Origin of the sequence: Streptomyces sp. B5E4 (genome assembly GCF_039871555.1) — a bacterium.
Classification (GTDB): domain Bacteria; phylum Actinomycetota; class Actinomycetes; order Streptomycetales; family Streptomycetaceae; genus Streptomyces.
Map to the genome: position 1 here is coordinate 1 of NZ_JBDPMI010000062.1, position 7,286 is coordinate 7,286.

Annotated in this window: 10 protein-coding genes and 1 rRNA gene; 7 read left to right on the forward strand and 4 right to left on the reverse strand. The window is 71.3% G+C overall.

What is annotated here, in order from left to right:
• The first annotated feature begins 42 nt into the window (after nt 1-42).
• On the forward strand, nt 43-288 hold the full coding sequence (locus tag ABGA99_RS36360; RefSeq protein ID WP_347581848.1) for a chaplin: 246 nt from the start codon (nt 43-45) through the stop codon (nt 286-288).
• An 11-nt stretch (nt 289-299) separates the two neighbouring features.
• Nucleotides 300-527, forward strand: coding sequence for a chaplin (locus tag ABGA99_RS36365; protein ID WP_347581856.1), 228 nt, complete (start codon nt 300-302; stop codon nt 525-527).
• Between the two features lie 149 nt (nt 528-676).
• On the opposite strand, the gene ABGA99_RS36370 is transcribed toward ABGA99_RS36365, so the two are convergent.
• Nucleotides 677-1,474, reverse strand: a complete 798-nt coding sequence (locus tag ABGA99_RS36370; RefSeq protein ID WP_347581849.1) for a hypothetical protein — start codon at nt 1,472-1,474, stop codon at nt 677-679.
• Between the two features lie 115 nt (nt 1,475-1,589).
• Here ABGA99_RS36370 and ABGA99_RS36375 point away from each other — a divergent pair, with 115 nt between their 5' ends.
• The 3 genes from ABGA99_RS36375 to ABGA99_RS36385 all read left to right on the forward strand — a co-directional run bounded on the left by ABGA99_RS36375 (nt 1,590) and on the right by ABGA99_RS36385 (nt 3,950).
• Nucleotides 1,590-2,387, forward strand: coding sequence for an ABC transporter ATP-binding protein (locus ABGA99_RS36375; protein WP_347581850.1), 798 nt, complete (start codon nt 1,590-1,592; stop codon nt 2,385-2,387).
• A 137-nt stretch (nt 2,388-2,524) separates the two neighbouring features.
• Nucleotides 2,525-2,905, forward strand: a complete 381-nt coding sequence (locus tag ABGA99_RS36380) for an NfeD family protein (RefSeq protein ID WP_347584274.1) — start codon at nt 2,525-2,527, stop codon at nt 2,903-2,905.
• 82 nt (nt 2,906-2,987) lie between these two features.
• The gene (locus tag ABGA99_RS36385) at nt 2,988-3,950 is read left to right on the forward strand and encodes an SPFH domain-containing protein (protein WP_347581851.1); all 963 of its coding nucleotides are present in this window, start codon (nt 2,988-2,990) and stop codon (nt 3,948-3,950) included.
• Nucleotides 3,951-4,059: 109 nt separating this feature from the next.
• Here ABGA99_RS36385 and ABGA99_RS36390 read toward each other — a convergent pair whose 3' ends face one another.
• From ABGA99_RS36390 to ABGA99_RS36400, 3 genes are all read right to left on the reverse strand, one after another.
• A complete protein-coding gene (locus ABGA99_RS36390; protein ID WP_347581852.1) occupies nt 4,060-4,587 on the reverse strand; it encodes an HNH endonuclease in 528 nt (175 codons plus the stop codon).
• 81 nt (nt 4,588-4,668) lie between these two features.
• A complete protein-coding gene (locus ABGA99_RS36395; RefSeq protein WP_347581853.1) occupies nt 4,669-5,208 on the reverse strand; it encodes a YbhB/YbcL family Raf kinase inhibitor-like protein in 540 nt (179 codons plus the stop codon).
• Nucleotides 5,209-5,334: 126 nt separating this feature from the next.
• Nucleotides 5,335-6,117 (reverse strand): sporulation protein, encoded by a 783-nt coding sequence (locus tag ABGA99_RS36400; RefSeq protein ID WP_347581854.1) that lies wholly within the window; start codon nt 6,115-6,117, stop codon nt 5,335-5,337.
• 50 nt (nt 6,118-6,167) lie between these two features.
• Between ABGA99_RS36400 and ABGA99_RS36405 the strand changes: the two genes are divergently transcribed.
• Together ABGA99_RS36405 and ABGA99_RS36410 are read left to right on the forward strand one after the other, a co-directional pair.
• The gene (locus tag ABGA99_RS36405; protein WP_347581855.1) at nt 6,168-6,806 is read left to right on the forward strand and encodes a DNA-3-methyladenine glycosylase; all 639 of its coding nucleotides are present in this window, start codon (nt 6,168-6,170) and stop codon (nt 6,804-6,806) included.
• Nucleotides 6,807-7,167: 361 nt separating this feature from the next.
• Nucleotides 7,168-7,286: ribosomal RNA gene (locus ABGA99_RS36410) — 16S ribosomal RNA — on the forward strand; the annotation flags it as partial.

Consider the following 7,286-nt stretch of genomic DNA (forward strand, 5'->3'; position numbering starts at 1 on the left):
GCGCGCCGCGGCACCCGCCGCGCCCGACCCGAGGAGGAATACATGCGGAACCTGAAGAGGGCTGCTGCCGTCACCATCGCCGCGAGCGGCCTGGCCATGGCCGGTGCGGGCATCGCCGCCGCGCACGGGGGCGCGGGCGCGGCCGGCCAGGCCGTCGGCTCGCCGGGCATCGGCTCCGGCAACCTGGTCCAGGTGCCGGTCCACGTGCCCGTGAACGCCTGCGGCAACACCGTCACCGTGATCGGCGCGCTGAACCCGGCGTTCGGCAACCCCTGCGTGAACCGCTGAGGAACCGCGGTCTGCCGGCACCGGAACCGGCCCCCGGGCACCGCCCGGCGGGCCGGTCCGGCGCGCTCGCGGCGCTCGCCGACGCCGGTGCCGCAGGTGCCGCCCGGGGCTCGCCCGGTCTCGTGTCGGGCAATACGGCCCAGGTCCCCGTCCACCTGCCGGTGAACGCCGGCGGCACCAACGTGTCCGTCGTCGGCCTGCTGAACGCGCCGGTCGGCCACACCGCCGGCAACGACTGACGGAGCGCAACTTCCGCCGCCTGCGCCCCCCACGGCACGACCGCGGGGGGCGTTCGCGCGGCCGCACGCTTCCGCGCGCCCGCGCATGCCGTCCCCGCTGCCCTTCGCCGTCCGCCGGGAGGGCGAAGAAGCCCGTGGGCCCCCGCACGTCAGCCCCGCTCCAACTCCTCCACGAACGCGTTGTACGCCGCCACCCGCGCCCGCCGCGCGGTCCGCTCCAGCGGCCGCAGCGCCTCCCCGCGAGCCGCTATCTGCCCCGCGCTGACCGCCCCGCCGTGCCCCTCGCCCGGATCCCGCGCGATCTCCACCAGCGCCCCGACCCGCTGCGCCAGCTCCAGCACCCGTACCGCCCGTGGCGGATACCCGGGCGCCAGCACCTCGCGCCCGCGGTCCGCCCGCGCCCGGTACGCCGACAGCGCCGCCTCCGCGACCGGACCCGACCCCGCCACGTCCAGCCGCGACAGCACCTCCGTGGCCTCCCGCATCGCCTCCGCCAGCTCCCGCTCCGCCTCGCCCAGCGATGGCACGTCCGCGGGCGGGGCGTCCCGCACGGGCAGGCAGCGCCACCGCACCCGGACCACCTCGTCGCCTTCAGGACCCACGGACCAGACCTCCGGCACCAGCCCCAGCGGCGGCCCTCCGGTCACCAGCACCGCCTCGCCGGCGTCCAGCGCCGACGCGTTGAACTCCGGCGGACCTGACAGCCCCAGCGGATGCCCCGGCACCGGCAGCGCCACCCGCAGGCCCTTCGCCCCCAGCGCCCGCAGCCGGCCCAGCGCCATCGTCAGGGCCACACCCTCGGCGGACTCCTCCTCCGGCAGCCCCGCCACCCGGTGCCCGGCGTCGTCCGCGACGATGCGCTCCGCGGCCTCGTCGGGCGAGATGTGCCCGGAAAGCAGGGCATTTCCCCAGGCCGCCAGCCGGCCTGAACGTGGTTCTTCGAGCATGGCACCAGCCTACGGACCGGGTCCGACATCGCGTGGCGTAGGTTTGCCCTGGGGCGGTGTCGCAGGCGCGCACCGCGTACGAAGGACCGACACTGCAAGGGGAGACGGCACGCTCATGAGCGATGTACTGGAGCTGGTGGACGTATCGGTGGTCCGCGACGGCAGGGCTCTGGTCGAACAGGTCTCCTGGTCGGTCGCGGAGGGCGAGCGGTGGATCATCCTCGGCCCCAACGGCGCGGGCAAGACCACGCTGTTGAACATCGCCTCCAGCTACCTCTTCCCGTCCACGGGCACCGTCCAGATCCTCGGCGAGAAACTCGGCGGCGTCGACGTCTTCGAGCTCCGCCCCCGCATCGGCATGGCCAGCGCCGCGCTCTCCGAGAAGCTGCCCAAGAGCCAGACCGTCCTGCAGACCGTCCTCACCGCCGCGTACGGCATGACCGCCACCTGGCAGGAGCGCTACGAGGCCGTCGACGAGGACCGTGCCAGGGCCTTCCTCGACCGCCTCGGCATGAGCGAGTACCTGGAGCGCAGATTCGGCACCCTCTCCGAGGGCGAGCGCAAGCGCACCCAGATCGCCCGCGCCATGATGACCGACCCCGAGCTGCTCCTCCTCGACGAGCCGGCCGCGGGCCTCGACCTCGGTGGCCGCGAGGATCTCGTACGCCGCCTCGGCCGGCTGGCCCGCGACCCGTACGCGCCCTCGATGATCATGGTGACGCACCACGTCGAGGAGATTCCGCCCGGGTTCACGCACGTGCTGATGATCCGGCAGGGCAAGGTCCTCGCCGCAGGACCCATCGAGGCCGAGCTGACCTCCCGCAACCTCTCGCTCTGCTTCGGCCTCCCGCTCGTCCTCGACCGCAGCGGCGAGCGCTGGACCGCGCAGGGCCTTCCCATGTCGAAGGCGTAGCCGCCGCCTGGCCACCCGGCCCACGACAGACGTAGCTTCCCGGTCAGCGCCCCCGGGCATCTGTCCCGAATCCCTTGCCCCGCAATAGCATTGGACCCGTGGATGCATGGGTGTGGTGGCTGATCGCCGCCGTGGGCATGGGCATTCCTCTGGTGCTGACCGCCATGCCGGAGTTCGGCATGTTCTCGGTCGGCGCGGTCGCCGCCGCGGTGACGGCCGGGCTGGGGGGCGGAATCGTCGTTCAAGTGATCGTCTTCGCGGTCGTCTCGACCGCCCTCATCGCCGCCGTACGACCTGTGGCGCGCCGCCATCGCGGCCAGGGCGGAGCGACGACGGGCGTCGACGCCCTCAAGGGCAGACAGGCGGTGGTGCTGGAGCGCGTCGACGGCTCAGGGGGGCGCATCAAGCTCGCCGGCGAGGTGTGGAGCGCCCGGGCGCTCGACTCGGGCGAGGTTTACGAGCCCGGCCGGACGGTCGATGTTGTGGACATCGACGGTGCGACCGCCGTCGTCATGTGACCGGAAGCGCCCTTACGGGCAAGGCGGTTCTGCCACACTCGGCGGCTGGGCCGCACCATTGGATCACTAACCGGGGAGCAGCATGCAGCCGATCATCATCGTCCTGATCATCCTGGTGGTGCTCGTCTTCATCGCACTCATCAAGACGATCCAGGTCATCCCGCAGGCCAGTGCGGCCATCGTGGAGCGCTTCGGCCGCTACACCCGCACCCTCAACGCCGGCCTCAACATCGTGGTGCCGTTCATCGACACCATCCGCAACCGCGTCGACCTGCGTGAACAAGTCGTGCCGTTCCCACCGCAACCCGTGATCACCCAGGACAACCTGGTGGTGAACATCGACACCGTCATCTACTACCAGGTCACCGACGCCCGGGCCGCCACCTACGAGGTGGCCAGCTACATCCAGGCCATCGAGCAGCTCACCGTCACCACCCTGCGCAACATCATCGGCGGCATGGACCTGGAGCGCACCCTGACCTCCCGCGAGGAGATCAACGCCGCGCTGCGCGGCGTCCTCGACGAGGCCACCGGCCGCTGGGGCATCCGTGTCAACCGCGTCGAGCTGAAGGCCATCGAGCCGCCCACCTCCATCCAGGACTCGATGGAGAAGCAGATGCGCGCCGACCGTGACAAGCGCGCCGCGATCCTCACCGCCGAGGGCGTCCGGCAGTCCGAGATCCTCACCGCCGAGGGCGAGAAGCAGGCCGCGATCCTCCGGGCCGAGGGTGAGGCCCGCTCCGCGGCGCTGCGTGCCGAGGGCGAGGCGCAGGCCATCCGCACGGTCTTCGAGTCCATCCACGCCGGTGACCCGGACCAGAAGCTGCTGTCGTACCAGTACCTGCAGATGCTCCCGAAGATCGCCGAGGGCGACGCGAACAAGCTCTGGATCGTCCCCAGCGAGATCGGCGACGCCCTCAAGGGGCTCGGCGGCGCCCTGGGCAACTTCGGCCCGCCCTCGCCCACCGGCGGCGGCGACGGCGGCGCCCCCAGGACGAGCACCCGCAAGGCGCCCACCTACCGCGAGCAGCCGCCGCTGGAGTAGGCGCACAGGGCGCGGACACACGTCGTACGACACGAGCCCGCCCCCGGTCGTCGCGACCGGGGGCGGGCTCTTCGCGTACAGCACGGACGGGGCGCTCAGACGCCGGGACTCACGCGGCGACACCCACCTCGGGGCCCTCCCGCGGGGCCAGCCACGCGGGCAACTGCTCCTGCTCGCGCACTCCCAGCGCCAGCAGCAGCGCGTCCGCCGGCGTCGGCTCGAAGGGCCGCCGCAGCAGCCGCATCCCCGCCTGCTCCGGCGTCCGGTCGGCCTTGCGGTGGTTGTCCGCGGCGCAGGACGCCACCGTGTTCAGCCAGGTGTCGCCACCGCCCAGGGAGCGCGGCATGACGTGGTCCACGGTCGTCGCGCGCCGGCCGCAGTACGCGCACCGGTGCCGGTCCCGTACCAGCACACCCCGCCGCGACCACGGCGCCCGTCTTCGGAACGGCACCCGTACGTACCGGCACAGCCGGATCACCTGGGGCACCGGCAGCTCCGTAGTCGCCGCCCGCAGCCGCATACCGGAGTGCGCCTGCTCGACCACGGCCTTGTCCTGCAGCACCAGCACCACCGCACGGCGGAGCGACACCGTCGACAGCGGCTCGAAGCTCGCGTTGAGCACCAGCGTCTCGCGCATCCCGGTCACCTCCCGACTCCCCCCGCCGAGCGGCGAGGTGGCTCCACTGTGCCCCGGGAGATCGGCCGCGACAACGCAATTTCAGCCCGCCGCGGGCTCCTCGTGGGTGCCGATGAGCCGCGCCCTCGCGAGGGTGTGGAAGCGGAGGTTGAAGCCCACGACGGCGGGCGTCGCCGCCGCGTCGGGACCCAGCTTCTCCTGGTCCACCGCGTACACCGTGAACACGTACCGGTGCTCGCCGTCACCGGGCGGCGGGGCGGCACCCGTGAAGTCGTGGGTCCCCGCGTCGTTCCGTACGGTCACCGCACCCGGCGGCAGCCCGGCCATGTCGCCCGTGCCCGCACCCGCGGGCAGCTCCGTCACGGACACCGGGATGTCGAAGACTGACCAGTGCCAGAACCCGCTGCCGGTGGGCGCGTCGGGGTCGTAGCAGGTGACGGCGAAGCTCTTCGTCCCCTCGGGGAACCCCGACCAGCGCAACTGCGGCGAGGTGTTGCCCTTCGCCCCGATCTGCGCGTCCGGCAGGGGAGCGCCCTCCTGCACGTCGTCGCTGGTGACGGTGAACGACGGCACCGCGGGATGGAAGTCGTGGGGCAGCGGCGGCCGGTTCTGCTCGGGCACGTGAGACACCTCCGGGTGGCTGTGACACAAGGACACGGCGCGGCGGGTACGCGGACACGCGGTACCCCGCCACGGCGGTCAGCCTAACGAGCAGCGGCCGGACGCCGCCGCCTCACCACGCGCGACTCAGAACCAGTTGCGGCGGGACCCGACCTCGGAGATCCACTCGTTGAGGTACGCGGACCAGTCGGTCTGCTGGAAGTCGGTCAGCCCCACCTGGAACATCCGGAACGAGTCGCCGCCGTCGGTGAACAACCCCGGCTTCTTGTCCATCTCCAGCACCACGTCCATCTGGTGCCCGTCGGCCAGGAACGTCAGCTCCACGGCCGTCAGCCCCCGGTACTGCTGCGGCGCGTAGAACTCGATCTCCTGGTAGAACGGCAGCCGCTGCCGCGTACCGCGGATGTGCCCGCGCTCCAGGTCCGCGCTCTTGAAGCGGAAGCCCAGCCCGCCGAAGGCGTCGAGGATCGCCTGCTGCGCCGGCAGCGGGTGCACGGAGATCGGGTCGAGGTCCAGCGAGTCCACCGCCCGGGCGATCTCCAGCTCGGTCGTCACGCCCACGTTCATCCCCGGCAGCCGCTGCCCCATGACGGAGGTCACCGGCGTCTCCCAGGGCACGTCCAGGCTGAAGGACACGTTGTGCACGGCGTTCGGCTGGATCTCGAAGGCGCCGCCGAGCCGCTGCCGGTGGAACTCGATGTCCTGCTTGTACTCGTTGTCCCCGCTCTCGACCTCCACGCGCGCCTGCAGGCCGACGGACAGCCCCTCGACCTCCTGGGCCACGGACCCGCCCTCGATGCGGACCTCGCCCTGCACGACGCCGCCGGGCACGACGTTCGCGTCGTTCAGCACCGTCTCCACGGACGCACCGCCGGCCCCCAGGCTGGCGAAAAGCTTCTTGAACCCCATCGCGGACTCCCCTGCTCCCCTGTAGGTCTGCTCAACTACGCTCACCCGACATGCCCCGTACTCCGCTGGACCGCTCGTTCTTCCGTCGGCCCGTGCTGGAGGTGGCGCCGGATCTGCTGGGCCGAACACTACTGCGCCGCACAGCCGCCGGGACGATCTCGCTGCGACTCACGGAGGTCGAGGCGTACGCGGGGGAGCAGGACCCCGGATCGCACGCCTACCGGGGCCGCACCGACCGCAACGCCGTGATGTTCGGTCCGGCGGGGCACATCTACGTCTACTTCACGTACGGCATGTGGCACTGCATGAACGTGGTCTGCGGAGAAGAGGGCGCCGCGAGCGCCGTCCTGCTGCGCGCGGGCGAGGTGACGGAGGGCACGGAGCTGGCCCGCAAGCACCGCCCCAAGGCCCGCAAGGACCACGAGCTGGCCCAGGGGCCCGCCCGCCTGGCGACGGCCCTCGACATCGACCGAAGCCTCGACGGCACCGACGCCTGCACCCCGGGCACCCCCCTCGAACTCCTCACCGGCACCCCCGCCGACCACACCCGCATCCGCACCGGCCCCCGCACCGGCGTCGGCGGCGACGGCGCCCACCACCCGTGGCGCTACTGGATCGCCGACGACCCGACGGTCAGCCCGTACCGCGCCCACGCGCCACGACGCCGGCCCAAGGCCGCCGGAGCTTGACTCGGGCGGGGGCGGGTCCTATCGTAGATAGAGCCGTAACAGGCCTGGTGTTCCGCACGCTCTGATTGCGAACACCATCCTCCAAACGATCTTTCGTGAACCTGAGTCCTCATCTTGTTGCGCCTCGGCTGCGACTCCCGGGACCCGGTTTTGGAGCGAAGAGAAGTCTTCGCTACAGTGGTGGAACACCGAAGGGAAACGCCCGGAGAGGCCCGGAAGGGTTTTGAAGGAAGTGTCCGTTCTTTGAGAACTCAACAGTGTGCCAAGTAATCGATGCCAAGTGTTTGATGTAGTGACACAGCAGTATGCGAGGCAAACTCGTTTCTGTGGTGCTGCAGACTCAGTAGAGTTTTTGTATGCATTTACGGAGAGTTTGATCCTGGCTCAGGACGAACGCTGGCGGCGTGCTTAACACATGCAAGTCGAACGATGATCCGGTTTCGGCCGGGGATTAGTGGCGAACGGGTGAGTAACACGTGG

What these genes read in the sequence shown, in the direction of transcription:
- ABGA99_RS36375 (WP_347581850.1), top strand. Translation starts at nt 1,590, where the DNA reads ATGAGCGATGTACTGGAGCTGGTGGACGTATCGGTGGTCCGCGACGGC.
- ABGA99_RS36360 (WP_347581848.1), top strand. Translation starts at nt 43, where the DNA reads ATGCGGAACCTGAAGAGGGCTGCTGCCGTCACCATCGCCGCGAGCGGC.
- ABGA99_RS36400 (WP_347581854.1), bottom strand. Translation starts at nt 6,117, where the DNA reads ATGGGGTTCAAGAAGCTTTTCGCCAGCCTGGGGGCCGGCGGTGCGTCC.
- ABGA99_RS36390 (WP_347581852.1), bottom strand. Translation starts at nt 4,587, where the DNA reads ATGCGCGAGACGCTGGTGCTCAACGCGAGCTTCGAGCCGCTGTCGACG.
- ABGA99_RS36380 (WP_347584274.1), top strand. Translation starts at nt 2,525, where the DNA reads ATGGGCATTCCTCTGGTGCTGACCGCCATGCCGGAGTTCGGCATGTTC.
- ABGA99_RS36385 (WP_347581851.1), top strand. Translation starts at nt 2,988, where the DNA reads ATGCAGCCGATCATCATCGTCCTGATCATCCTGGTGGTGCTCGTCTTC.
- ABGA99_RS36405 (WP_347581855.1), top strand. Translation starts at nt 6,168, where the DNA reads ATGCCCCGTACTCCGCTGGACCGCTCGTTCTTCCGTCGGCCCGTGCTG.
- ABGA99_RS36370 (WP_347581849.1), bottom strand. Translation starts at nt 1,474, where the DNA reads ATGCTCGAAGAACCACGTTCAGGCCGGCTGGCGGCCTGGGGAAATGCC.